Here is a 25036-nt window from a genome sequence, read left to right on the forward strand (position 1 = left end):
TCGATGGTCTTTTCATCCGAGACATTCCTGTTCCTGTTTCTACCGCTCTTCCTGGTGGCCTACTATCTGACACCCGATCGGCTGCGCTCATGGACGATCCTGATCGGCTCCTACATCTTCTATTGCTGGTGGCGCGCCGACTTCCTGCTGTTGTTTATCGCCGTAACCGCCTGGGCCTATGGCTGCGGATTGCTGATTGCCAGGTGGGAAGGAGAAGCGAGAGCCCGGACAACCATGGTTGTCGGCATCATCGGATGCCTGATCGTGCTCGGCATCTTCAAGTATCTCAATTTCTTCATGGACAGCTTTGCTGCCCTCATCGGCACGACGCCGGAAAACCTCGGATATCACTGGCAGCTGATCCTGCCGATCGGCGTTTCCTTCTACGTCTTCCACGCCATCGGCTACATCGTCGACGTCTTCCGCAAGGACACGCCGGCAACGCGCAGCTTCGTCGATTTTGCTGCCTTCATGGCCCTGTTTCCGCACATGATAGCCGGCCCGGTCCTGCGTTTCCGCGATCTGACCGACCAGTTCATCCAGCGCGAACACAGCCTGCCGATCTTCACTTCGGGCCTCTATATCTTCACCATCGGCCTGTCGAAGAAGGTCCTGATCGCCGACACCGTGGCCCCGATCGCCGACCAGACATTTGCCATGGCCAATCCGACGATGGTGGAATCCTGGCTCGGCGCCATTGCCTACATGTTGCAGCTCTATTTCGACTTCTCGGGTTATTCGGACATGGCGATCGGCCTCGCCCTGATGATGGGCTTCCGCTTCAAGCAGAATTTCAACACGCCATACCTCAGCCTGTCGATCACCGAATTCTGGCAGCGCTGGCATATCAGCCTGTCCACCTGGCTGCGCGACTACCTCTACATCCCGCTTGGTGGCAATCGCAAAGGCTCGGCCCGCACCTACGTCAACCTGTTCCTCGTGATGCTGCTCGGCGGCCTGTGGCATGGCGCAGCCTGGACCTATGTGCTCTGGGGTGCATGGCACGGCGCATGGCTTGCCTGCGAACGCTACACCGGCTGGGCCAAGAACGTACCGAGCCGCGCCATCGCCCTTCCCGTCACCCTGGTTCTCGTGCTGATCGGCTGGGTCATGTTCCGGGCTGCCGATGTTGGAGACGCCTTCACCGTCTATGGCGGCATGATCGGCCTCAACGGCATCACCCCGAGCATCGAGTTCCTCGCCAACGTCACCCGCGAAAACCTGCTCTTCCTGGTTCTCGCCATCTTCGCTGTCTTTGCCGAGCCATATTTCAAGAAGCTGACCGATGCCGAGAACGGGATTCAGGCACATGGCTTCCAGGTTTCTGCGAATGGCACGGCCACGGCAATTCCCTCGCTCGCCTACCCGATCGCCATGAGCCTTCTGCTCATCGTGACCGTGGCGCGCCTGTCGGAACAGTCGGTTTCGCCCTTCCTCTACTTCCAGTTCTGACAGGAGATAAGACATGTCCAGCATTCGCCAGCACACCGCGACATTGCTACTTCCGACCGTCTTCTTCGGTTACGCGATCTACGCGAACTCAACCATGCTCTTCGCTGCCGCCGGCAGCGAAGCCGAAGCAGCCCAGGTCAACGACCTGTCGCTCTCCTACGTCATCGACGGTGAAGCCACTCGCGATCTGGACGCGCTGTACAAGAGTGAACTGCCGCACCGCGATGCCGCTGTCGGCGTCATCGGCAACGCCCGCTATGCCCTGCTCGGCTCCGGCCGCAAAGGTGTGATCGTTGGTGACGACGGCTGGTTTTTCACCGGGGAAGAATTCAAGCGCGTCAAACCGACGGACATCGAGTCTGCGGTCAACCAGATTGGCGAGATCCGCAAGAAGCTGGCCGCCGCAGGCATAGAACTTGTCATGGTGCCTCTACCGGCCAAGTCCGACATCTATACCGAGCACCTACCGGACATGATGCGCAACGACGCCATGGTGACCGCCTACGGCGACTTCTCGACCGCTCTCAGCCAGGCCGGCATGACGGTTGTCGATACGCGTACCGCCATGCTCGCAGCCAAACCTAAGGACGAGGTGTTCCTGAAATCCGACACCCACTGGACCCCTGCCGGGGCCAGGGCGACGGCGGAAGCCGTCCAGAATACGTTCCGGCAAAGTGGCATCCTGCTCGCTTCCGAGCAGGTTACCGCCTCCTGGGAAACCCCGGTCGATGTCTGGGGTGACCTGACCAAATACATCACATCTCCCGACTATGCACCGCGTGTCGGCCTGACGCCGGAAAGTGTTCCGATCTACAGGGCCTCAGTCACCGAGGCCGAAGGCAGCGAAGACATTTTCGGCAGTGATGCGTCCGTTCCTGTCATGCTGGTCGGCACCAGCTATAGCGCCAACGAGAACTGGTCCTTCGCCGACTTCCTGCGCCAGACGCTGTCCACCGATGTGGTGAATGTCGCCAAGGAAGGTCTCGGTCCCGGTGTTCCAATGATGGATCTGCTCGAGGGCCAGGTGCTGACCGATACGCCACCAAGTGTCATCGTCTGGGAATTCCCGGTCCGCTATCTCGGTACGGACACCCTGTGGACGCGCAAGACGAATGCCGGCAACGGCGGTCATCACGGCCCGGTTGGAGAAGGCAATGTCTAAGCGTTTGTATCCGCTGGCCATTCTCGCTGCCTGTGTCGGCGCGCTTGCCGCCCAGCCGAGTGAGGCCCGCGTCAAGCCGTTCTTCCCCCGTCCGAAGGCGGAAGAGCCCGCGCCACCTCCCAGGCCTGCACCAACGGGTCCTGCTGCAAAATTGCCCCTGGAATTGCAGGCGGTCCGCAAGGATCTGCTCGCCGGCAAGCGCATCAGCTACCGGCAACTGCAGGCCCTCGCCGATGCGGGTGACGGCATCGGGGCGTTCCGGCTTGCGGAGAGGATCGTCAAGGACGGTGATCCCAAATTCACGACCGATGCTCTGCACTATTTCACCATCGCCGCCTTCGAGGGCCGAGGCTATGCGGTTCGCCACATCCTCGATCTGCTGGAAAAGCCAGATGTGCAATTGCGCCCCGCCCATCTGAAAAGCGCCGAAGCCGTCCTGCGCGCACAGGCCAAAAAAGGCAACGCCAAGGCTGTGGACGGGCTCGTCCGCTTCTACAGCCAAGGCCATCCCTTCGGCGAAAGGCGCGACGAACTTCAGGCGCTGCTCTCGTCCGGGGCAGGTGAAAAGAACGGCGAAACCGCGTTCAAGCTCGCCGTCGTTCTGCTTTCCAATAGGGAACGCACGCCCGAACAAGTTGAACAGGCAGGCCGCTACCTCGCCATAGCCCAGAACAGCGGCAGCATCGGCATCAAGGCCGCTGCCAGCAACATACTGGCAAAACTGAATAATCCACCATCGGAAGAACATGCGGAGGTACAACCATGACCACCCGACAACATTGCGGCTATCTCGCCGGCGTGCTCGCCACACTCACTTTGTCCAGTGCCTCCGTGGCTTGGGCAGAGACCGGCGAAGAGCCATCATCCGCCTACGGTTGCCGCAATCTGGAGGAAATTTCGGATCTGCAGATGATCGAAGGCAAGGACGGCATGTTCTTCCGTATTCTGGCGGATCTTCGTCTTCAACACGCCTTCACTGACCAGACCGCCGACAACTTGGCTGCCATGGCAAAGGCGCTCGAGCAGAAGGGCACGACACTGATTTACGTGCCCCTGCCGACGAAATCGCAGGTCCTGCCCGAACTCGTGCCGGCCAAGGCTTCGCTCTACGGCTTCGATGCCGATATAGCCATGCAGATCTACAGCGATGTCATTCGCCGGCTGGGCGACAGAGCTGTAGCGGCGGTCGATATCGCATCACCCATGCGCAAGGACAATATCAACGGCTTCGGCGAACACTCGTTCTTCCAGTCGGACTTCCACTGGACGGCCCATGGCGCAAGCGTAGCGGCGAAAGCGATCGCCGAACGCATGAAGCAATTGCCTGCCTATGGCGATGTGACACCGGTGCAATTCGCCATGGAAGAGGTCAAGCCGGATCCCGAATATTCGAGCATGCGCGAGCTTCTGCAGAAGCACTGCATCTCGAACGTCCCGACGGTGACCGCGCACGCCTACCGCGCGGTACGTAAAGAAGAAGCCGCCACCGATGGCGCCTCCATGGACATTTTCGGCAGCGGGGACGAAGCCACGATAGCGCTGATCGGCACCAGTTACTCCGACAAGCCGATCAGCAATTTCTCCGGCTATCTTGAACACTGGACCCAGATCCCGGTGGACAATTATTCGATCTCGGGCGGCAACCAGTTCGGCTCGATCCTGTCCTACATCACGTCGCGTGAATTCCAGGAACAGCGGCCGCGCTTCCTGATCTGGGAAAACCCGATCTACAACAATCTCGGCCAATTCGGCGCGGCCCCGTGGAATGAGATCATTGCCGCGTCCCTTGGCGAATGCAGCCCGCCCCTGACGATCGCATCGGTCGACGGCAAGACCGTCGAAGCCGATCTTGCCCAGGTCAAGCTGAGTGAAAACGAGGTTCTGCTGGCCGACATCGGCTCAGACACCAGCCGCAATGTCACCTTCAAGTTCACCGGTGCGGACGGCCAGACACGCACCCGCGCCATGGACCGCGGCGATCGCCTGCGCTCAACCGGTCGCTATTACTTCTCGCTGGGCGGATTTCCTGCCGGATCGTTCAGCAAGGTCGCCGTCTCGTTCGATGCTCCTGTCGGCGAAGACACCTCCCTCTCTGTCTGCAAGACGAAACTCGGAGAAGAGTCATGATGACGAAAACCCGCTTCAATCTCACTTTGGTATCAATGGCAACGACGCTTGCTTTCGCTCTGCCATCCCTGGCCGACGACGGTGGTCTGTATGAAAAGCCGATCGATCCGAACTCGGCCTTTGTCAGGGTGATCGCACCCGGTTCATCAATTGCCTCGGTCAAGAACAGCTCATTCAGCCAGTTGAACGACGGCGTCTCGCCTTATGTGGCGGTGGCACCCGGCGACATCGCGGTGTCATCCAGCTTCCGCCAGGCAAGTGTCGAGGCGGCAGCCGGTAAGTTCTACTCAGCCGTCATTACCCAGGACGGTGTCGTCACGGTCGAAGACGACATGACGAAGAATCCATCCAAGGCAACACTGACCCTCTACAACCTGACGGAAAAGGCAGCGCTCGATCTCTTCGTTCCCAAGGCCGGATCGGATGCCGTGTCGGATGTCGACAGCGGTGCATCGAAGTCGGTTGCCCTGCGAGCACCGCTGAAAGTCGACCTCGTGGTCCGTGATGGCGAAAAGGAAATCGCCAAGATCGACGCGGTCGAATTCAAGCGGCTTGCCGGTGTGACAATCGTGGTCACCGGCACCGGCGACGACGTCACTGCAGTCGCCGTCCCCAGCACCATTGCGCGTTAATTCCTGAAATAGGTCCGGAGGTTTATCATGACGATTGGAAAACTGGTTAAATCGCTGCTCATGGCAGGTGTGATGACGGTTGCCACCGGAACTCCGGGAAGAAGCGAGCCCATCGATGTCCGGTTCTTGCCGCCGGACATCGACCTCCCCAAATCGGCAGTCTGCACGCCCCGCATCCGCGATGAAGACATGATCGCCGACTGGACGGCATGGGACCGCAAGGCCCTGCCCAAGCGTGAAACCTATTCCATCACACGCGACATGAACCGTTTGCGCGATATCGACGCCCGACGTTTCGAGCCGATCCTCACCCGCATGCAACAACTTTTGCCAACCATCAAGCGAGACTATAGCGACAAGGACGCGCTGTTCGACAAGGTCAAGCTGATGCTGGCAATGGGCGAAGGTGAAACGGTTCGGGAACAAGGTCTCGTCGGCAAGCTTCTGGAAAACAAGGACCACCCCGCCGGATCTCTGAATACGCTTGCCGATTACCTTATCGACGGCAAGGGTATAGAAACCGACCGGACCCGGGGCCTAGAACTCAAGGTCCAGGCTGCCTATGGTGGCAACGCGGACGCCATCCTCGACCTCGCCCGCATGACCAAAAACGGCGAACAGATTTCCAAATGGGATATCGAACCGGAACTGGCCGTCAACATGGCCTTCGGTTCGCTGGTTGGTGTTCTCGATGAAGGTATTTGCGACCGTATCGGCCGCGTCGCGCGTGAATACGACGGTGGCGAGATCGTCAAGAATGACCCGAATGTCAGCCTTGTCTGGTACAAGTTCGCCGCCGATCTTGGCGATACATCCGCGGCCTGGGAAGTCGCCGAATACAATCTGCTGAGCGAAAAGATCATCAAGGATAATGATGTTCTGGTGAAATATCTGACGATGGCGGCAGACGGTGGCAACATGGCCGCGATCCTGGAGCTCGGCCGGCTCTACGCCGATGGTGCAATCGTCGAGCGTGATCGGGAAAAAGCGCTTCACTATTACGGCATCGCGGAAAGATCCGGAAATCAGGCCGGACTGGTGAAGCAAGCCCAACTTTACGAGCAGACCAAGGATACCTCCACGGCAGACGCGGCAGCCTACGAGACCACGCTCCGCCAGCTCATCGAACGAGCAGACCCTCCGCCCTGGGCCTTCACGCGTCTTGCACGTCTGGTCCAGAACAGGGAGGGCGTCTGGCAATCGGCGGAAAAGACCAAACCTTTGCTGGAAGAAGCGGTTAAGCGCGGTGACATCGAAGGCGGCATCGATCTCGCCGAACTTCTCGTGCGCGAAAGTCCGAGTGCAGCCACTCTCGCCCGCTCGACCGATCTTCTCAGCCAGGCAATCCAGAGCAATGGCGAAATCAATGCCATTGCCAAGTTGCAGCGCATCTATCTCTGCATCGATCCGAATGGCCCCGACCTGGAGGCTGCGGCCTATTGGTCGGATATTGAAGCAGGCGCGGGCAACAAGACCCTCAATCTCAAGGCCGATCAGATTGACCAGCTCCCGCAACTCAAGGATCCGCTTGTGATTGCAGCGATCCAGACCCAGGCACTCTACGGCCGTGCCAGCGCCTTGGCCCTGTATCAACGCTATCTGAAAAGCGCCGGTTACGCAGAACAGGTGCTGAAATTCTGGGAGCAGCGCGCCGAGGTTCGGCGCGGCGCGACCGTTGAAGCCGTCCTGCTGGATTTCAAGCAGAACGTCGAGAAAGGTCGGATGACCGAAGCCAAGCAGAGTATCCGGCTGACCAGTGAAGCGATGAGCGTCGATGCCGGGCTGAGCTTTGCACGCTTCCTTATCGAAAACTACGCCAGCGACCGCGACAGTGTGCAACTTGCCAAGGAAATCCTGAAGCCACTGGCTGAAGGCGGCTACGGTCGCGCCATCCGGCTCTTGGAAGAACTGGAGGGCGAAGGCCTCGATCCGCTTTCCTCGCCTGTCAGCTACTATGGCGATGTGATGAAGCAGAAGGGCGACATGGCCGCCCAGTTGCTGCTTGCCGAGAATGCCGAGGACGATGCAACGCGTGAGCTCTTCTATCAGCGCGCCATCGGCTCGCAACGCTGCGACTACGATGACTCGATGTCACTCGCCGAGTTCGCCATGCGGCACAACCGAGAAGATGCCAAGCGCTGGTTGGCGATCGCGACCCATATCGCGACCGATGATGCCTGGCGCAAGGTCAAGATCGCCGACATGTATATGGAACTCAACACGCCGGACACCAACAAGACGGCGCTTGATCTGTACGCCGAGGCTCGCAGCGGTGGCGAACCGGCGGCCTTCTACCGTCTGGTGAAATACTATGCCAACAATGCCGGTGACGCTTATGATCCGAAGGCGGCGAGCGACATCTTCGTTGACCTCGTTCAGCGCTCGGATCTCAACAGCATGCCCGAAAAACTCCTCATGCTGGCCAACATGAAGCCTGAAATCAGGCGTCAAGTAAGCCTGAGGATCAATGTCAGGGATCTCTATCAACGTTCTGCCGACACCGGCCAGCCAGTGGCCATGCGGGAACTGGGCAAGCTGCTGCGCAACGACCCGAAGCAAAGCCTGGCCATCGTCGATGCTTTTGCATGGCTGAAGAAGGCGGCTGAAGCTGGTGATGCTGAAGCCATGTATCTGCTTTCGCAGTCTTATGCCTACGGCACGGGAACAAAGCCCGCGCTTGATGCCGCCCAATACTGGATGGCGAAGTCGGCCGCGGCTGGCTATCCCGAAGCCACCCATGTCTTGATGTTGACCAAAGCTGGAACGGAGGGCTGAGCCTTTGACCGATTTGACCACTTCACGGATATGCGGCGCTGCCGCGGTATCACTGCTCGCATTGACGGCGCTGAGTGGCACAGCATCCATCGCGGAAGCTGCGGAAGAGACCTGCTTCGCAATCCCCGCCCCGGTGATCAGCCTCGGCTTTGGCAGCCGCTATGAAGCGGCCTCCAAAACTCGATCCGATCTGGACGATGATTCCGACGCTGCCGTGACCAAGGCCTTGAAGCCTATCGATCTGTTTATCCAGAACCTGGCCAAGCAGGTGACCAAGGCCGGCAAGGAAACCGACGCAGCCACCCGTGCGGAGTACCAGCGCTGCGTCATCAATGCCGTATACCAATGGGCCTCGGCCAATGCACTTAGCGACATGAAGACGGACAATGCCAAACTCTCCGTTCCTTCGCGTGTCGGCGGCATCGCCATCGCCTATGCAGAAAGCCGTAACCAGGTGAGCGGTGTGGCCGACAGACAGCGCGTCATCGAGAAATGGCTGCTGGAACGGGCTCGCGCAACGGTCGACTTCTTCGACAATGATGCAACGAAGGGGGCGGCCCGCAACAACCTGCGCGCCTGGGCGAGCCTCGCGGTTGGAGAGGTCGGCATCCTCAATGAAGACAAACCGCTGACCGACTGGGCCATTCTCAGCAACCGGACGATGATTGCCGATGCCTCTCCTGATGGCAGCCTGCCTCTTGAGATGAACCGGCAGCAATATGCTCTGCACTACCAGTTGCATGCGATGTCGCCGCTGGTCACATCAATCGCACGGCTTTGCTCTGCGGGCTATGGAAAGGGCGGGGCAGACCTGACGAAGCTGGCCACAATGGCGCGCTTCTCGATCAACGCCGTCAAGGATCCAACAATTGTTCAGAAAATCACCGGCGTCAAACAGACGGTCGAGCCTGGTTTGAAGGACAACACGTCGTCGCTCGGGTGGCTCGAACCCTATGTCGCGTTGAGCAATGACAAGAAGATGGAAACCGAGTTCGCCGACCTCCGGCCGCTGTCGAACTCCAAGCTCGGCGGCAATGTCACGGCGTTGTATGGAAACAAGCGAACGAGCTGCGTCATAACAGCCATTCGCTGAAGGAGAACGACTATTCGGAAACGAGACGGATCTTGTGGCTGATCAGCGGGGCAACCTGCTTGATCGGTTGCGGACCACGGTCGCTATTCCACTCTCCAACTTCCATGGAGACGAGTGAACGCACGGCATCGAGCGAGAAATCACGACCATGCGTTCCCACAAGCGCCTCCTGCAGACGGCCAATCAGATCTTCGGCATCAGTATGAATAGACTGCGTCACCTTCCCGGTTCCTCCGAAAATATCATGCGCCAAAGATGTGTGTTTTTCTAGCGTCCAGAAGCCAACAATGGCCCTGAACACTTAAAAAAGTCGCAATTCCTCGTGGATGGCGCGGGAACGGTGGCAACATGTTTGCCAAGATGGCAAACAAAATCCAAATGGCGGCGCGCAATCTCTGCGCACCGCGTCAACCTGGAACAGGTGAAAGTTCAAGGGGGTCGGCTTATGCCGCCATGCCCCAGCCGGAGGGGTCGTCTTCGCCGAACATGCGCTCAAGGCTGAGGAAGCAGATCATGCTCTTGTCATGGGCGATGATGCCGTCCGAGAACGCCGAACTCGGGCCCGTGGCGGCCGGAAGCGGCTGCAGGGTGCTACCGGCAACGGTGAGGATATCCGATACGCCATCGACCAGCAGCCCGACGGTCATACCGTTGACTTCGGTCACGACAACGGCACTCCGCTCGGTTGCCTGTGCTGCCGGCATGCCGAGCTTGACCGCCAGGTCGACGATCGGGATCACGGTGCCGCGCAGGTTCATGACACCAAGCACTTCATAGGGTGAATGCGGGATGGGTGTGACAGGAGCCCAGCCGCGGATTTCGCGGATGGAGGTCGTCTTCACGCAGAACTCCTGATCATGCAGACGAAATGCAATGATCTCGAGCGAGTCGGCGGCATTCGAGTTTGAAGTCAAATTCATTTGCATGTCCTCCCAAGCTGCTGCCGACGTGCAGCCGCGACCAAAATGCCAGCTCAATCGTGCACTCTCGAGACAACGCCGTCTCCGCCGTCCGTGACAGAGAGCCCTTGTTCGTTCGAAACCGCAAAACGAATCGGTCTATTAGGATTAGTAAATGATAAATCCATTGATAAGCCATTAATGCCCGCACCGAATAGCCCCGCCAAGGGCAATCCGGCACCTCTAAGCTGGCCGCAACTCCAGATCTAGCGCGGCATTGACAAGGTCACGCCAATCGCGATCTGCGGCCAGTCGCGGAGGAAACAAACCGGGGAGAGCAAAGAAGCTGGCGGACGGATCGGCAGGATCCACGGCCGCAGAGGCTTGGCGCAACTCCAAGGCCCGCGGATCCTCGATCTGCGGGTTCTGCATGACATAGGCAATCCAGAACGCCGTTGCTTCGGCAAAGACGGCCGCATTACGCCCTGCAGCCAGGTCATCGACTGCCGCTGCAAAAATACGCTGCGGCAGCTTCTGGCTTCCGTCCATTGCAATCTGTTTCGTGCGATGAGCGATTGTCGGGTTGCAAAAGCGCTCGATCAGTTGCTGCTGATACTGTCCGAGATCGATGCCCGGCACGGGGTCCAGCGTCAGAGCTGCAGCCGACATATGCCGGCGCACGCGATCGGCATATGTCGGCACTGCCATGACATCCTTGACATACTCAAGACCCTTGAGCTGGCCGAGATAGGCAATCATCGAATGCGGCCCGTTCAGCATCCGGAGCTTCATCTTCTCGTATGGCTCGACATCGGCAACGAACAGAGCGCCGGCACGGTCCCATTCCGGTCGACCGGAAACGAAGCGATCCTCGATCACCCATTGCATGAAGGGCTCGGTGTCCAGCGCCAGCTTGTCTTCAACACCGAGGAGATCGGCCGCACGGCGACGCGTCTCATTCGTTGCAGCAGGAACGATGCGGTCCACCATCGTGCATGGAAACGCACCTTCCGCCGCAATCCAGCTGGCAAGCGCCGGATCGCGCGCCTGCGCCATTTCCAATACGAGACGCTCGACCACCCGACCATTGGTCGGCAGGTTGTCGCAACACAACACAGTGAAGGGCGACACGCCCGCCCGCTTGCGCCGCGCAAGCCCTTCGACCAGCATGCCGATCACACCAATCGGCGCAGCGGGCGTCACAAGATCGGCAGCAACGGCTGGATGGCGACGATCAAGTCCTCCCGATGCGGGATCGAAACCATAAGCCTTTTCCGTGACCGTCAGCGAAACGATGCGGATTGCCGGATCGGCCAATAACACCAGCAGGCCGTCGCGGTCGTTCGCGGCCGAAATACCCCCCACGACTGAGCCGACGACACGAGGCTCTGCCCCCGATGCATCGCATGCAATCACGGAAAACAGATGATCCTGTGCTGTCAAATCACGGATCGGCTCAGACGAGCGCAGGCTCACGCCGACAATGCCCCAGTCGCCGAAGGACGCCGCAAGCGCGGTGTCCGTGTAGACCGCCTGGTGTGCGCGATGAAAGGCGCCAAAGCCGATATGAACGATGCCGGGCTTGAGCCTGGAGCGATCATAGCGCGGCATGAGTACCCCGTCATTCAATTGGGAGGAAGAAGACAGGAGCATGATCAGGACAGTCCGTAAGTGAGATGTGACAAAGTCCGCTCGATGCCGCGCAGTTCGGCGAGACCTTTGAGGCGCCCGATTGCCGGATAGCCGGGCTGGGCGCCACGCGTCAGGTCATCGAGGATTTCCTGTCCATGGTCGGGGCGCATCGGGATCTGGTGATCCGGGCGACCCTCGGCCTTCCGTCGCTTTTCTTCCGCAACAAGTTCGGCAATGACCGCGACCATATCGGTGTCGCCTTCGAGATGTTCATCCTCGTAGAACGAACATGGCGTGCGATCCTCCTCGCGTCGGACATTGCGCAGGTGGACGAAATGGATACGGGGTGCAAACTGGCGCACCATGGCTGGCAGGTCATTCGAACCAAGGGCTCCAAGAGACCCGGTGCAGAAAGTCATGCCATTGGCGGGGCGGTCGACCGCATTCAGCATATGGGCATAGTCGTCGGCATTCGACAAAACACGCGGCAGGCCAAGCAGCGCCCATGGCGGATCGTCCGGATGGGCGCAGATATTGATCCCAACCTCTTCGGCAACGGGCGTGACCTCAGAAAGAAAATCGACAAGGTGCCGCTTCAGCCTTTCACGATCAATGCCGGCATAGGTCTCAAGATGCGCACGCAGCTGCGGCAGACTGTAGCCGTCAGCAGAACCGGGAAGCCCCGCCCCGATATTGCGGGAAAGGCCGAGCTTGCGCTCGTCGGTCATCCCTCGGAAACGTTGCAAGGCCTGTTCCCGGGTTTCCGGGTCATACTCGGCCGGTGCCGCCGGCCGCTCCAGCAGATGGATATCGAAGGCGACGAAATCAATACGGTCGAAGCGCATAGCTCTGGCGCCGTGCCGAGCCTTCCATCTCAGGTCCGTGCGGGTCCAGTCCAGCACCGGCATGAAATTGTAGCAGACAGTCTTGATACCCGCGGCTGACACGCGCCGAAGGGTCTCCTGCCAATGGCCGATATGCTCGCGCCAAGGCCCGGTCTGGGTCTTGATGCTTTCGGACACAGGGATGCTTTCGACGACATCCCATTGAAGCCCGCCTGCCGCAATTTCACCCTTCCGCTTGGCGATCTCCTCGACCGGCCAGACCTCCCCTGTCGGAATGTGATGCAGAGCGCTGACGATACCAAGCGCACCAGCTTGGGCCGCATCCTGCACACTCACCCGGTCGACAGGACCGAACCAACGCCATGTATGTCGCATGAATAACCCCTTCAGCGAAGAAAACTGAGTTGCACCTTGCAGGCCGCCGATCGGTCGCCCGCCTGCTCGAAGGCCGCGACCGCTTGATCGATCGGAAAGCTGTGCGAAATGATCGGCCGAACGTCGATGCTCCGGTCGGCAATCAGGTGGACGGCCTTGCCGAATTCCGCATCGAAACGCTGCGAACCGACGAGACGCAATTCCTTGCCGACCAACGCATTGAGCGGAAGCGTGATATCGCCCGTCACGCCGACCTGCACGATCAGGCCGCGCGGCCGCACCGTCGCGATTGCTGTTCTGAGCGCCGCCTCCGAAGCAGAGCATTCGAAGACCACATCGAATTGCCCCTTATCCGCCTCGAACGGAGCAAGCGCGCCTGAATCGTGACGAACATTGATCGTTCTGGTGGCCCCCATTGCCCTTGCCCTTTCGAGCGCGGCATCGGCAAGATCGGTAACCACAACGTCGGCCGCGCCGGCATGACGCGCAGCGGCCACGACCAGCGCGCCGATCGGGCCGGCCCCGGTAACGAGGACCGTGCGACCCGAGAGATTGCCAGCCTGCGCCACCGCATGCAGACAAACTGCAAGCGGCTCGGCGCAGGCGGCTTCTCCGGCTGTGACCAGGGAGCCTGCCGGGAAGCACTGGAGCGACGGAACAATCATCCAGTCGCGAAACATGCCCTGCGCATGCGGCAGGCGCATCGCGCTGCCCATGAACTGCATGTTGAGGCAATGGATCGGTATCGCCTCGCGGCAAAACCGGCAGTGGCCGCAAGGCTGGCTGGGATTGACCGCGACCAGATCGCCGATTGCCAATCCTGAGACGCCGCGGCCCAGGGCGGCAACATGGCCCGACGCTTCATGGCCGGGAATGATCGGCTCACGGACACGCACCGGACCAAAGCCTCCATCTTGATAGTAATGGAGATCCGAGCCACAGATGCCGCCGGCCGACATCTTGATCAGGACGTCTCCCTCGCCCGGCTCGCCAACATCAGCCGTTTCAACCTTGAGATCACGTTGGCCATAAAGCCGGGCAAGGCGCGTTTGCATCATTCCATCTCCCTCAGCGGATCAAACCGAGCTCTGTCGGCAGCCAGAGCGTGACGGCCGGAACAAAGGTGATCAGGATGAGAGCAATGAACAGCGGCACGAGCCAGGGCAGGATTGCCATTGTGGTCCGCTCGACGGAAAGCTTGGCAACGCGCGACAACACGAAGAGCACCATGCCGAGCGGTGGATGCAACAGCCCGATCATCAGGTTGAGCGTCATGATCAGACCGAAATGCACCGGATCGATGTCGAACTGCAATACGATTGGCAGCAGTATCGGCACCAGGATTGTGATCGCCGCGATCGTATCCAGGAAGCAGCCGACGAACAGCATGAGCAGGTTGACCAGGATAAGAAACACCCACTTGTTGTCGGTGATCGACAACATTGCACCGGACAACATCTGTGCGGCCTGACTGACCGTCAAAAGCCAGGCGAAGATCGATGCGGCCGTGACGATGAACAGGACCGATGCGGTTGTCTCGATCGTGTCGAAGGTCGCACGCGACAGTGACTTAAGCGTCATTGTCCGGTAGCGCACCAGGCCAAGGAACAGCGACCACAGAACCGCCGCGACCGCCGCCTCCGTCGGCGTGAACCACCCCATGGTCATGCCACCGATCAGGATGACCGGCGTCATCAGCGCCATGACGGCCGAAAAATCGAAATACCAGTCTGCTGCCAGCAACAACACGAGTGCAACAGCCACCGCCATGTTGATCGACAGGCCAGCCAGCATAAGTGCGTAGATCGACAATGGCACCGCCAGCACTACCATCACCTCGATCGACGCCGACAACAGCCGCTTGATCTCGAAAGGCGTGTCAGCACCCCATCCGCGCCGATAGGCAAAGATTGCCACCGTGATCATCATCAGAAGCGTCATGACGACACCCGGAATGATGCCGGCCATGAACAAGGCGCCGATGGAGACATTCGCCATCATGCCGTAGATCACAAACGGCAGCGAGGGCGGAAAGATCGGCCCCAGGGTGGCGGACGCTGCCGTCACGCCGACGGCGACTTCGACCGGATAGCCATGGTCCTTCATCGCCTTGATCTCGATCGTGCCAATGCCCGCCGCATCGGCGAGAGCCGTACCCGACATGCCGGAAAAGATGACTGAACCGATGATGTTGACCTGCGCCAGCCCGCCCTTCATCCAGCCGACCAGCGCGACCGCGAAGGAATAGATACGGCCGGTGACGCCGGCGGAATTCATCAGGTTCCCGGCGAGAATGAAGAACGGAACAGCAAGCAGCGGAAAGCTCTCGACACCGGCAATCATCCGCTGCGCGGCGATGATATCGGGCGCGACATTGTAAAAGACGAGATAGAGGACGGATGCGACAGCCATGGAGATGGAAACGGGCACCCCGACGACCATCAGGACAAGAAAGGAACCGACGAGCAGAAGCATGGATCAATCCTCGATCTTCTGAAATTCTTCCGGCCGCTCGAGCACGGAATAGCCGCGCCGCTGATTGGCGATGAATACCTGAATGGAGCGGAACAGCATCAGCACAAAGCCGGCCATCACGCTGTAGAAGACGATGCTGCGTGGCAGATCGACGGTGACCATGCGCTCGTCGGCGACAATCGACACGTAGCGCCACATCAGCCAGCAGGCATAGGCAAGGAAGCCGACCCGCACGAGATCGACAAAGATCGCAAGGACACGCGCCACCTTTGCCGGAACATAGTGATAGAGCACATCCACCTGGATATGGCGCGACACGCGCACACACATCACCGCGCCGAGAAAGACCACGGCGATCAGGCAATTGATGGCGATCTCTTCTGTCCAGGCGTAGGAATTGTTGAGTATGTAGCGGGTGAAGAATTGCAGGAAGACACAACCCGCCATGAGCCAGAAAATTGCAAGCGTGACCCAGTCTTCGATCGCATAGTGCGAGATATCGATATCGGGTGCAGCTTCATCGAAGGAATGAGCAAGTTCCTCCGCTGTGATCGGCGTATGGATTTCTTTTGACATGGCAGACATCCGCGAAAGGGGAAGGGATGCCGGCTCTCCCGTCGGAGAGCCGGCACACGGATCACTTGACGGCGCGGATCGCCTCCCAGTCGGCCTTGACATAGCCGAAGTCTTCCATGGCCGCTTTTTCCATCACGGTCTTTTCGAAGTCGGTCTTGTCGACTTCGGCAACATCGATTCCGCGCTCCTTGAACGTCGCCACCAAAGCCTTTTCACGTTCGGCAATGATATTGGTGCTCCGCTCGGCCGCCTGCTGCATCACCTCTGTGAAGATCTGCTTGTCGGCATCCGACAGCTGCGCCCAGAGGCTCTTCGAAATCAGCGTATTGAGATGATCCACGATGTGGCCGGTGAGCACGATGTGCTTCTGAACTTCGTAGAACTTCTTCGCTTCGATCGTGGTCAGCGGGTTTTCCTGCGCTTCGACCGTGCCGTTCTGCAGGGCAAGATAGACCTCGGCAAACGCGATCGGCGTGGTGTTTGCTCCGCAGGAGCGCGGCATGGCGAGATAGGCCGGGACGTCCGGCACGCGGATCTTCAGTCCGGCCATATCTGCGCATTTGGCAATCGGCTTGTTCGAAGTGGTGTGCCGTGTTCCGTAATAGGTAACGGCGACAATGTGATTGCCGGATGCCTCCTCATAACCCTGGGCAAGACGCTTGAAAACGTCACTCTTGGTATAGGCGATCAGGTGAGCCGGATCGCGGAACGTGTAGGGGTAGTAGGTCACGCCGATCGGCGCATATTCGCGCGCCGCAAAGCTCGAACCGGAAATGATGATGTCGACCGTGCCGAGCTTGAGGCCCTGGTTCAGATCGGCTTCCTTGCCAAGCTGCGACGCGGGGAAGACATCGATTTTGTAGCGCCCTTCGGTGCGCTTGCCGATTTCCTCGGCCGCCCAGACGGATTCGCTGTGGAACGGTTCCGATGTCTCGTAGACATGCGCCCACTTCAGCACGGTTTCGGCATGCGCGGTGAATGCCGTGGCCAGAACGGCGGCGGTCGCGCCCAAAAGCATTTTCAGTCTGAACTTCATTTCATTCTCCTCCCAGGTTGAAAGTCAGTGGATCGGCTAGACGCCGCCGGCACGCCTCCATGCGGCCGGTATCGAACCGTCGGTCGTTTCCTCCTCGAAACTTTCCGACAGGCGAAGCTGTGATTGATCAAGATGGGCCCGCATTGCGGCCCGGGCTGCGGCCGGATCACCCGCTGCAATCGCGTCCCGGATCGCGCGATGCTCCTCCATCGCCGCCCTCCAGGTATCCTTGTTTTCGAAATAGCTGGCGAGCTTCTCGAAATACGGCGTCATGCGCATGTCGTGGATACTGCCGACGAAGCGGTTCAGCGTCTGGTTGGCGATGATGCCGGATACGATGACATGGAAGTCGCGATCGAGCGCCAGCGCCTGGCGACGATCATCAAGAGCCGCCGCCATCCGGGCAAGATTGTCGTCTAGAATCAGGATGTGCTCGGGCTTTGCGAGCCTTGCAGCTTCCTCAGCAACCGCACATTCGACGACCGCCCGCGCACGCAGCAATTCGAACGGGCCTTCGAAATCCTCAGGCGGCATGTCGCTGGCGGGCACCTTGCGTGCTGTCACGTAGATGCCCGAACCCATGCGGATATCGATGAAACCCTCGACCTCCAGGACGATCAGGGCTTCGCGCACCGTCGGACGCGAAACGCCCAGCATCTGTGCCAACTCTCGCTCCGCAGGCAGTCTCGAACCCGCCGCCAGCTCACCGCTCTCGATCAGGCCCCGCATCTGGTCCGCCACCTGCCGATACAGGCGGCGCGATTCCACGGCAGAAAAAATCATCGTTTGATGCGCCTTCTGGACAGGTGGCCAAGTGGTCATACCAATTCAGACAGTCGTATACCTTTGATCCGAGTTCTGTCAATCGCGTTCCAATTTATTCTCAGCGCAAATCAGCCAAGGCTTATTTGTCGGCCAGCATGGCGACCAGAACATCTGTCTGCGAGATTATGCCGACCAGCCGGTTCCCACCGTTGATCACCGGGAGATAGTGCAGTCCTTCCTCGGCGAACGTGACAATCGCCGCCGAAACCGGAGACTGGGGCAGTACCGTACGGACCGGTGTCGTCATGATATCGCGCACGGTGCCGTTCGGAGCAGAAGCACCGGAAAGCGCGAGCTGCAATCGCCGGCGAAAGCCGATGACCGGCCGACCTTTGTTCCACTCGGCCTTGTCCAGCAGATCCGTCTGCGTGACGATACCGATGACCCGGGCATTGTCGTCTGTCACCGGCAACGCCTTGATGTGATGACGTCGCAACAGCGTCAAGGCCTCCTGCAATGAAGCGTCTGGCGCAACGGCAACAACGTCGCGCGACATGATCTGGGCACAGACGGTATCGCCGCTGCGCCGCTGGTAGGAACGAAGTTCCGTGCGCCGCAGGATATTTTCGAGATCGTCCCGGTCGATATCGAGAAATTCGTCGTATTCCAGCAGCACCTCGTCGAGATCCGCGCGGGTAAAGCCGATGCGCTCGACCGGCGATGGATCGGACGTACCGTGTTCGGAAGCTGCCGGTTTCGGCATATGCGGATAGCGGCGGCCGGTCAGATTGTTGAAAGCGAGCGCCAATAGCAGCAGGAGCAACGAGTTTCCGGCGACCGGCCAGACGACGAAATCATAGCCCAAGCTTTGCACGAGCGGGCCACCGAGGACCGCCGTCAGGGCTATGGCACCGCTCGGCGGATGCAGGCAGCGCAGTGCCATCATCGCGGCAATCGCCACGCCGACAGCCAAGGCCGAGGCAAGAAAGGGATCCGCCACCAGCTTGGCGACCGTAACCCCGATGAGCGCGGACACGATATTGCCGCCCATGATCGACCAGGGCTGGGCCAAGGGACTGGAGGGTACAGCGAACAATAGCACCGCAGAGGCCCCCATCGGCGCGATCAAAGCGGGCAGACCTGGACTTTCCTTGGCGAAGAAATGGCCAACAAGACCAGTCGCCAGGATCCCGATCAAGGCACCCGCAACTGCCCGCCCCCGCTCCCGGTAGCTGACTGTCGCTGCTTCGGGAATCAATCGGAAAAACCAGGGATGCTGTTGCGTCATGACCTGTCCGGCACAAACGAGAGGAACCGCAGCGCGCTTAGCACATGCAAGGCTCCGCCGTCACCGCCAAAGGCATGACGATGTCAACAGCGCGCTTCAGATCGCCACTTGACGCGGCAAGCCTTATCTTCGTAACCTTGCCGCATTCACCAGGGGGGTCCCGCCAAGGGGCTGAGAGTCTGCTGGGCTTTTTCGAAAGCAGCGCAGTGACCCGTTGAACCTGATCCAGTTCATACTGGCGTAGGGACGGTGCGAGCGCTGCAATGCCACGAGTCCATCTAGGTGGGCCTATGGCAGGCGTCTATCCATCTTTCCGGCTGACATGACTGGGTCTCCAACATCAAACTTGGAGCCTCACGATGAACATTGCCCAAAATTTTGCCAAACCCGAAGTCACCACCGGACCACTTCCGGCCTCGACAAAAATCCATCTGCAAGGCCAACTGCACGCGGACATTCGCGTCCCGATGCGCCAGATCGCCCTTCATCCAACCTCCGGCGAGCCGCCCGTCAACCTCTATGACAGCTCCGGTCCCTACACCGATCAGGCGACGACGATCGCGATTGATGCAGGATTGACCCGCAATCGCGCAACCTGGATCACGGATCGCTCCGATGTCGAGGTCTATCCCGGTCGCCATATCAAGCCGGAAGACAACGGCTTCGTCTCCGGCGACCGGCTGACGCCCGAATTTCCCAGGCGTCACTCTCCACTGCGCGCTAAGGGCGGCAAGGCCGTCACACAACTCGCCTATGCAAGAGCCGGGATCGTCACGGCAGAAATGGAATTCATCGCAATTCGCGAAAATCTCGGCCGCAAGGCGGCCAGGGAGACGATGAAGCGCGACGGCGAGAGTTTCGGTGCGCATATCCCGGACTATGTCACGCCGGAATTTGTCCGCATGGAAGTCGCCGCCGGCCGCGCAATCATTCCAGCCAACATCAACCATCCTGAACTCGAGCCGATGATCATCGGCCGCAATTTCCTCGTCAAGATCAATGCCAATATCGGCAATTCCGCCGTCACCTCGTCGATGGCAGAGGAGGTTGAAAAGATGGTATGGGCGATCCGCTGGGGTGCCGACACCGTCATGGACCTGTCCACCGGCCGCAACATTCACCACATCCGCGACTGGATCATCCGCAATTCACCGGTGCCGATCGGCACGGTGCCGCTGTACCAGGCGCTGGAAAAGGTCGGCGGCATAGCAGAGGACCTGACCTGGGAGGTCTATCGCGACACGCTGATCGAACAGGCTGAACAGGGCGTCGACTATTTCACCATCCATGCCGGCGTCCGGCTCGCTTACATTCCGCTGACCGTCAATCGCGTCACCGGCATCGTCAGCCGCGGCGGCTCGATCATGGCCAAGTGGTGCCTGCATCATCACCGCGAGAGTTTCCTCTATGAGCATTTCGAGGAGATCTGCGACATCTGCCGGACCTACGACGTGTCGTTCTCGCTGGGCGACGGGCTTCGCCCCGGTTCGATCGCCGACGCCAATGACGCCGCCCAGTTTGCCGAACTGGAGACCCTGGGGGAACTGACCCAGATCGCTTGGGCCAAGGATTGCCAGGTCATGATCGAGGGTCCCGGTCATGTGCCGATGCATAAGATCAAGGAAAACATGGACAAGCAGTTGAAGGTCTGTGGCGAAGCCCCCTTCTATACCCTCGGGCCGCTGACCACCGATATCGCCCCCGGCTACGACCACATCACGTCGGGCATTGGTGCCGCCATGATCGGCTGGTTCGGAACCGCCATGCTCTGCTATGTCACGCCAAAGGAACATCTCGGCCTGCCCGACCGCAACGATGTGAAAGTCGGCGTCATCACCTACAAGATCGCCGCCCATGCCGCCGATCTGGCCAAGGGCCATCCGGCAGCGCAGGTTCGCGACGATGCATTGTCGCGCGCACGCTTCGAGTTCCGCTGGGAGGATCAGTTCAACCTGTCGCTCGATCCCGATACCGCCCGCGCCTTCCACGACGAGACGCTTCCGAAGGAGGCCCACAAGGTTGCGCATTTCTGCTCGATGTGCGGCCCGAAATTTTGCTCGATGCGGATCTCGCATGACATCCGCGCGGAAGCGCAGAAGGAAGGCCTGGCCGCGATGGCGGAGAAGTTTCGACAGGGTGGCCAGCTCTACATGCCGCTGGACGATACGGCACAGCCAGAGGCGGGAGAGTGAAATGACGGTTGTCATAAGAGGGGCCGGCATTGCCGGTCTCGTCACCGCCCATGAACTGGTGAACCGTGGCTTTTCGGTCGAAGTTCACGAACGCGCCACCAGTGTCGGCCATGGCGCATCCCGCTATGCAGGCGGCATGCTTGCGCCCTATTGCGAGCGCGAAGCAGCACCGGAACAGGTGTTGCAGTTGGGGCTTCAGGGGCTGGATTGGTGGCAAAAGACCATGCCCGCAGACGTGATCGGCAAGGGTACACTCGTCCTTGCCCAGTCAAGGGACAGCGCAGAACTCGGCCGCTTTGCAGCACGCACGCAGGGTTATGAATGGGTGGATGCGGAAGCCATCGCCGCTCTGGAGCCCGACCTGGCCGGACGATTTCACAAGGGATTGTTCTTTGCCGAAGAGGCTCATCTGGACCCGCGCCAGGTGATGCAGCGCCTGTATGAGAGCCTGGAAAAACGTGGCACCGTGTTCCGCCTCGCCTGTAATGAAGCGATGCCCCCGCCCGCCCGCGATCACAGCCGCGATGGCACCACCGGCCAAGCCGTCAACTGCATTGTCGACTGCACCGGCGCAGCGGCAATCGGAACCGTCCACGGCCTTCGCGGTGTGCGCGGCGAGATGCTCTATCTGCAAACGGGTGATATCACCTTGGCGAGGCCGGTGCGCCTGCTTCATCCGCGCCATCCTCTCTACGTCGTGCCACGCGGCGACGGCCTGTTCATGCTTGGCGCAACGATGATCGAGGCCGAAGACAACGGCCCGATAGCCGTCCGATCGCTGATGGAACTGCTCAACATGGCTTACGCCGTGCACCCCGCATTCGGTGAGGCGCGCGTCACCGAAACAGGCACCGGCATCCGTCCCGCCTTTGCCGACAACATCCCCCGTGTTGTCGAAACACCGGAGGGACTGGCCGTTGCCGGCATGTATCGTCACGGCTTTCTGCTGGCACCCGCCATGGCACAAGAGGTCGCGGATCGGCTTGAACGCCGCCACACCAGCGTGGAAAGGAAAATCGCATGAAGCTGACCATCAATGGCGAGCCGCAGGACTGCGCGGCGGCGACACTTGCCGAACTATTGACCGCACTTGAATACGAGGGTGACTGGCTGGCAACCGCAGTCAATGGTGACCTGGTCCATCGCGAGGATCGGCCACGATACCAGTTGAACCAGGGCGACCGGATCGAGATCCTCTCGCCGATGCAGGGAGGATGACATGGGCTTGTTGCTCTACGAGATCGAGGTTTCCTCGCGTCTGCTGCTCGGCACGGCGCGCTATCCGTCACCAGCCATTCTTGCCGAGGCAATCCGCCGCTCCAGCACAGAGATCGTCACGGTATCACTTCGTCGCGAAACCGCCGGCGGCAAGGCGGGCGGCGCATTTTTCCAACTCGTCAAGGATCTCGGAGTGCATGTCCTGCCGAACACCGCAGGCTGCCACAGTGTATCCGAAGCCGTGCTCACGGCCAGGATGGCGCGGGAAGTCTTTGCCACCAATTGGATAAAGCTCGAGGTCATCGGTCGTCAGGACACGCTGCAACCCGATGTCTTTGGCTTGGTTGAGGCCGCACGCATCCTGAACGAGGAAGGCTTCCATGTCTTTCCCTACACGACCGACGATCTGGTTGTCGGGGAAAAGCTGCTAGCGGCAGGCTGCAGGGTCCTGATGCCATGGTGCGCCCCGATCGGCAGCGCCATGGGGCCGCAGAACCTGGGCGGACTGCGGGCGATGCGGGAAGCGTTTCCCGAGATCCCGCTGATTGTCGACGCCGGAATCGGCAGGCCCTCGCATGCGACAGCCGTGATGGAACTGGGTTATGACGCCGTTCTTCTGAACACAGCGGTCGCCGGCGCCCTTGATCCGCCGATGATGGCACAGGCTTTTACTGACGCCATTCTTGCCGGACAACGGGCATATCAGGCAGGCATGCTGGAACCGCGCACCATGGCCGTTCCCTCCACGCCCACAATCGGGAAAGGCGTTTTCGCATGACACTTGACCCGTTCTACCTGATTGTCGACACCGCCGACTGGATCGAAAGGCTTGTGCCCTGCGGCGTGAAACTCGTGCAGTTGCGCATGAAAAATGTCGAGCCGTCGACAGTGCGCGCCCATGTCCGCCGCGCCAGGCAAATCTGCGCCCGGCACGACTGCCAACTGATCATCAATGATTTCTGGCAGACCGCCATAGAGGAAGGGGGCGACTTCATCCATCTCGGCCAGGAGGATCTGGCCGCGGCCGACATCCACGCGATCCGCACGGCCAATCTGAGAATCGGCATCTCTACCCACAACGAAGCGGAACTAGAAACAGCGCTTGCCGTTTCCCCGGACTATGTCGCTCTCGGGCCGATTTACCCGACAACACTGAAACAGATGAACTGGCAACCGCAAGGCCCAGAAAAACTCGGCCGGTGGAAAGCGAGGATCGGCAATCTACCGCTTGTCGCCATTGGTGGCTTGCGTGTCGATCGGCTTGAAGGCGTGTTTGCGAGCGGGGCAGACAGCGCGGCCGTCGTTTCCGACATCACGCGCCATCGGGATCCGGAAGGTCAAACGAGACGATGGATCGAGCAAACCTCCGCCATTCGCCACCGACCGGGACAGGTTCCTGACTGAAGCTGATCAGTCACATCCGATCGAGACAGACTGAAGTGTCAATGGTACCCGGACGCTAAACATTGCCTAAGCCGACGCTGTGGCATACGCTGGCGCCAAGCGCGGTCAGCGGGCCGCCGTCAATTTCCGGAGGCCGCCAGCCGTGAACGCAAGCGCGCATTCTCCGCCTCCAATTGGGTCAACCTTTCCCGGAGTGGCTCTACGGCCTGCTCGACCTCCTCCTGCGTATAGCGGGGCGTGATATGCTGCGGGCAGTTCCAGTCATAGGCCTCGAGACGAATTTTGAAGATCCGCTCGACTTTCGCCTTGTAGCCGGTGTCCAGGACGCGATCAGTCAGCGCCTGGTCTGCATCGACCGCAAGTCTTTCGACATGCCCATACATCTTGAGACGCGCCCGATGCGGATAGTCCATCAGGAACAGGCAGGCGCGATCATTGTCCTGAAAGTTGCCGGTGCTGATATATTGGCGGTTGCCGCGATAATCCGCAAAGGCCAGGGTCTGATCATCAATCACCTTGAGGAAGCCCCGCGCCCCGCCACGGTGTTGCACATAGGGCCAGCCCGTTTCGGAAACGGAAGCGATGTAGAAGCTGTCACGCTGCTCGATAAAAGCGACCTCGTTTTCCGTGAAGCGATCGGAAGGCCGATCGTGATTTCCCAGCCAGATGTGGTCAGCGCCCATTTCGGCCTGTGCTGCCCGAACGCTCGATGTTACGGCCAAGTCCAGAAAATGGTATGGCATGGATTATCTCCTTACACCGGTGAGGCAACTGTTCTGCCGACTGCAGGTTCATATCATGCTGCAAACTCCCGCGGCCATGCCGTAGTTACATCCGGCGGGAAACGGGTCAAGCTAGCCCTCTACGCCAGCAGTTAATTTTCACCCACAACCGCATAGGCGCGCCAATCAATGCTTGGAAGCAAGGGTGCGCCTCTAGACATTTCTGGGCGATTGGCGCTGCAGCGCAACCATGTGCGAAGAAGCGCCATGGCTATCTTGAGCGGCTTGGAGGTTAGGTTTTCCCCGGCTCGGGAACGCAAAAAACCGCCCCGGTTTTACGGAGGCGGTTATTGATTTGTTTGATTTTT

At 59.8% G+C, this 25036-nt stretch carries 23 protein-coding genes and 1 riboswitch; of the genes, 12 read left to right on the plus strand and 11 right to left on the minus strand.

Going from position 1 to position 25036, the window contains the following annotated elements:
* Positions 1-3 precede the first annotated feature (3 nt).
* The 7 genes from IM739_RS19060 to IM739_RS19090 are packed head-to-tail and all read left to right on the plus strand — an operon-like array spanning position 4 to position 9241.
* Positions 4-1452, plus strand: a complete 1449-nt coding sequence (locus IM739_RS19060; RefSeq protein WP_237369227.1) for an MBOAT family O-acyltransferase — start codon at positions 4-6, stop codon at positions 1450-1452.
* Between the two features lie 13 nt (positions 1453-1465).
* Positions 1466-2614 (plus strand): alginate O-acetyltransferase, encoded by a 1149-nt coding sequence (locus tag IM739_RS19065; protein ID WP_237369228.1) that lies wholly within the window; start codon positions 1466-1468, stop codon positions 2612-2614.
* Entirely contained in the window at positions 2607-3380 is a 774-nt protein-coding gene (locus IM739_RS19070) for a hypothetical protein (protein WP_237369229.1), read from the plus strand. The genes IM739_RS19065 and IM739_RS19070 overlap by 8 nt, the downstream gene beginning before the upstream one ends.
* Positions 3377-4741 (plus strand): alginate O-acetyltransferase AlgX-related protein, encoded by a 1365-nt coding sequence (locus tag IM739_RS19075; protein ID WP_237369230.1) that lies wholly within the window; start codon positions 3377-3379, stop codon positions 4739-4741. The genes IM739_RS19070 and IM739_RS19075 overlap by 4 nt, the downstream gene beginning before the upstream one ends.
* Positions 4738-5373 carry an alginate O-acetyltransferase AlgF gene (locus IM739_RS19080; protein ID WP_237369231.1) on the plus strand — a complete coding sequence of 212 codons (636 nt, stop codon included), beginning with the start codon at positions 4738-4740 and terminating at the stop codon, positions 5371-5373. The genes IM739_RS19075 and IM739_RS19080 overlap by 4 nt, the downstream gene beginning before the upstream one ends.
* Positions 5374-5400: 27 nt before the next feature.
* Entirely contained in the window at positions 5401-8148 is a 2748-nt protein-coding gene (locus tag IM739_RS19085; RefSeq protein WP_237369232.1) for a tetratricopeptide repeat protein, read from the plus strand.
* 4 nt (positions 8149-8152) lie between these two features.
* The gene (locus IM739_RS19090) at positions 8153-9241 is read left to right on the plus strand and encodes an alginate lyase family protein (RefSeq protein ID WP_237369233.1); all 1089 of its coding nucleotides are present in this window, start codon (positions 8153-8155) and stop codon (positions 9239-9241) included.
* Between the two features lie 10 nt (positions 9242-9251).
* Here IM739_RS19090 and IM739_RS19095 read toward each other — a convergent pair whose 3' ends face one another.
* The 10 genes from IM739_RS19095 to IM739_RS19140 all read right to left on the minus strand — a co-directional run bounded on the left by IM739_RS19095 (position 9252) and on the right by IM739_RS19140 (position 19132).
* Entirely contained in the window at positions 9252-9461 is a 210-nt protein-coding gene (locus IM739_RS19095) for a hypothetical protein (RefSeq protein ID WP_237369234.1), read from the minus strand.
* Positions 9462-9684: 223 nt separating this feature from the next.
* On the minus strand, positions 9685-10161 hold the full coding sequence (locus IM739_RS19100) for a chemotaxis protein CheW (protein WP_007602970.1): 477 nt from the start codon (positions 10159-10161) through the stop codon (positions 9685-9687).
* 222 nt (positions 10162-10383) lie between these two features.
* Positions 10384-11799 (minus strand): mannitol dehydrogenase family protein, encoded by a 1416-nt coding sequence (locus IM739_RS19105; RefSeq protein ID WP_442981154.1) that lies wholly within the window; start codon positions 11797-11799, stop codon positions 10384-10386.
* Entirely contained in the window at positions 11796-12992 is a 1197-nt protein-coding gene (gene uxuA, locus IM739_RS19110) for a mannonate dehydratase (RefSeq protein ID WP_237369236.1), read from the minus strand. The genes IM739_RS19105 and uxuA overlap by 4 nt, the downstream gene beginning before the upstream one ends.
* Before the next feature lie 11 nt (positions 12993-13003).
* Entirely contained in the window at positions 13004-14047 is a 1044-nt protein-coding gene (locus tag IM739_RS19115; protein ID WP_237371121.1) for an L-idonate 5-dehydrogenase, read from the minus strand.
* Between the two features lie 13 nt (positions 14048-14060).
* Positions 14061-15467 (minus strand): TRAP transporter large permease, encoded by a 1407-nt coding sequence (locus IM739_RS19120; protein ID WP_237369237.1) that lies wholly within the window; start codon positions 15465-15467, stop codon positions 14061-14063.
* A 3-nt stretch (positions 15468-15470) separates the two neighbouring features.
* The gene (locus tag IM739_RS19125) at positions 15471-16043 is read right to left on the minus strand and encodes a TRAP transporter small permease (protein ID WP_237369238.1); all 573 of its coding nucleotides are present in this window, start codon (positions 16041-16043) and stop codon (positions 15471-15473) included.
* Between the two features lie 61 nt (positions 16044-16104).
* Complete coding sequence (locus IM739_RS19130) at positions 16105-17079, minus strand: sialic acid TRAP transporter substrate-binding protein SiaP (RefSeq protein ID WP_237369239.1); 975 nt, start codon at positions 17077-17079, stop codon at positions 16105-16107.
* Between the two features lie 36 nt (positions 17080-17115).
* Positions 17116-17901 carry a FadR/GntR family transcriptional regulator gene (locus tag IM739_RS19135; RefSeq protein WP_442981071.1) on the minus strand — a complete coding sequence of 262 codons (786 nt, stop codon included), beginning with the start codon at positions 17899-17901 and terminating at the stop codon, positions 17116-17118.
* An 82-nt stretch (positions 17902-17983) separates the two neighbouring features.
* Complete coding sequence (locus IM739_RS19140) at positions 17984-19132, minus strand: HPP family protein (protein ID WP_237369241.1); 1149 nt, start codon at positions 19130-19132, stop codon at positions 17984-17986.
* 141 nt (positions 19133-19273) lie between these two features.
* Positions 19274-19397: riboswitch (TPP riboswitch) on the plus strand.
* Between the two features lie 94 nt (positions 19398-19491).
* Between IM739_RS19140 and thiC the strand changes: the two genes are divergently transcribed.
* The 5 genes from thiC to IM739_RS19165 are packed head-to-tail and all read left to right on the plus strand — an operon-like array spanning position 19492 to position 23946.
* Positions 19492-21324: a phosphomethylpyrimidine synthase ThiC gene (thiC, locus tag IM739_RS19145; RefSeq protein WP_237369242.1), complete on the plus strand. Its 1833-nt coding sequence runs from the start codon at positions 19492-19494 to the stop codon at positions 21322-21324.
* 1 nt (position 21325) lies between these two features.
* Positions 21326-22348 carry a glycine oxidase ThiO gene (gene thiO, locus IM739_RS19150; protein WP_237369243.1) on the plus strand — a complete coding sequence of 341 codons (1023 nt, stop codon included), beginning with the start codon at positions 21326-21328 and terminating at the stop codon, positions 22346-22348.
* Positions 22345-22542, plus strand: coding sequence for a sulfur carrier protein ThiS (gene thiS, locus IM739_RS19155; protein ID WP_237369244.1), 198 nt, complete (start codon positions 22345-22347; stop codon positions 22540-22542). Before thiO ends, thiS begins: the two co-directional genes overlap by 4 nt.
* 1 nt (position 22543) lies before the next feature.
* Complete coding sequence (locus IM739_RS19160) at positions 22544-23320, plus strand: thiazole synthase (protein ID WP_237369245.1); 777 nt, start codon at positions 22544-22546, stop codon at positions 23318-23320.
* Positions 23317-23946, plus strand: a complete 630-nt coding sequence (locus IM739_RS19165; RefSeq protein WP_237369246.1) for a thiamine phosphate synthase — start codon at positions 23317-23319, stop codon at positions 23944-23946. The genes IM739_RS19160 and IM739_RS19165 overlap by 4 nt, the downstream gene beginning before the upstream one ends.
* 119 nt (positions 23947-24065) lie before the next feature.
* Here the strand turns inward: IM739_RS19165 and IM739_RS19170 are convergent, their stop codons facing one another.
* Positions 24066-24689, minus strand: a complete 624-nt coding sequence (locus tag IM739_RS19170) for a pyridoxamine 5'-phosphate oxidase family protein (protein WP_237369247.1) — start codon at positions 24687-24689, stop codon at positions 24066-24068.
* Positions 24690-25036 lie beyond the last annotated feature (347 nt).

Source organism: Rhizobium sp. SL42 (genome assembly GCF_021729845.1).
GTDB lineage: Bacteria > Pseudomonadota > Alphaproteobacteria > Rhizobiales > Rhizobiaceae > Allorhizobium.

What these genes read in the sequence shown, in the direction of transcription:
- IM739_RS19070 (WP_237369229.1), top strand. Translation starts at nt 2,607, where the DNA reads ATGTCTAAGCGTTTGTATCCGCTGGCCATTCTCGCTGCCTGTGTCGGC.
- IM739_RS19100 (WP_007602970.1), bottom strand. Translation starts at nt 10,161, where the DNA reads ATGAATTTGACTTCAAACTCGAATGCCGCCGACTCGCTCGAGATCATT.
- IM739_RS19075 (WP_237369230.1), top strand. Translation starts at nt 3,377, where the DNA reads ATGACCACCCGACAACATTGCGGCTATCTCGCCGGCGTGCTCGCCACA.
- thiO (WP_237369243.1), top strand. Translation starts at nt 21,326, where the DNA reads ATGACGGTTGTCATAAGAGGGGCCGGCATTGCCGGTCTCGTCACCGCC.
- thiS (WP_237369244.1), top strand. Translation starts at nt 22,345, where the DNA reads ATGAAGCTGACCATCAATGGCGAGCCGCAGGACTGCGCGGCGGCGACA.
- IM739_RS19130 (WP_237369239.1), bottom strand. Translation starts at nt 17,079, where the DNA reads ATGAAGTTCAGACTGAAAATGCTTTTGGGCGCGACCGCCGCCGTTCTG.
- IM739_RS19160 (WP_237369245.1), top strand. Translation starts at nt 22,544, where the DNA reads ATGGGCTTGTTGCTCTACGAGATCGAGGTTTCCTCGCGTCTGCTGCTC.
- uxuA (WP_237369236.1), bottom strand. Translation starts at nt 12,992, where the DNA reads ATGCGACATACATGGCGTTGGTTCGGTCCTGTCGACCGGGTGAGTGTG.
- IM739_RS19080 (WP_237369231.1), top strand. Translation starts at nt 4,738, where the DNA reads ATGATGACGAAAACCCGCTTCAATCTCACTTTGGTATCAATGGCAACG.
- IM739_RS19120 (WP_237369237.1), bottom strand. Translation starts at nt 15,467, where the DNA reads ATGCTTCTGCTCGTCGGTTCCTTTCTTGTCCTGATGGTCGTCGGGGTG.
- thiC (WP_237369242.1), top strand. Translation starts at nt 19,492, where the DNA reads ATGAACATTGCCCAAAATTTTGCCAAACCCGAAGTCACCACCGGACCA.
- IM739_RS19140 (WP_237369241.1), bottom strand. Translation starts at nt 19,132, where the DNA reads ATGACGCAACAGCATCCCTGGTTTTTCCGATTGATTCCCGAAGCAGCG.
- IM739_RS19060 (WP_237369227.1), top strand. Translation starts at nt 4, where the DNA reads ATGGTCTTTTCATCCGAGACATTCCTGTTCCTGTTTCTACCGCTCTTC.
- IM739_RS19135 (WP_442981071.1), bottom strand. Translation starts at nt 17,901, where the DNA reads ATGACCACTTGGCCACCTGTCCAGAAGGCGCATCAAACGATGATTTTT.
- IM739_RS19125 (WP_237369238.1), bottom strand. Translation starts at nt 16,043, where the DNA reads ATGTCAAAAGAAATCCATACGCCGATCACAGCGGAGGAACTTGCTCAT.
- IM739_RS19115 (WP_237371121.1), bottom strand. Translation starts at nt 14,047, where the DNA reads ATGCAAACGCGCCTTGCCCGGCTTTATGGCCAACGTGATCTCAAGGTT.
- IM739_RS19065 (WP_237369228.1), top strand. Translation starts at nt 1,466, where the DNA reads ATGTCCAGCATTCGCCAGCACACCGCGACATTGCTACTTCCGACCGTC.
- IM739_RS19085 (WP_237369232.1), top strand. Translation starts at nt 5,401, where the DNA reads ATGACGATTGGAAAACTGGTTAAATCGCTGCTCATGGCAGGTGTGATG.
- IM739_RS19170 (WP_237369247.1), bottom strand. Translation starts at nt 24,689, where the DNA reads ATGCCATACCATTTTCTGGACTTGGCCGTAACATCGAGCGTTCGGGCA.
- IM739_RS19165 (WP_237369246.1), top strand. Translation starts at nt 23,317, where the DNA reads ATGACACTTGACCCGTTCTACCTGATTGTCGACACCGCCGACTGGATC.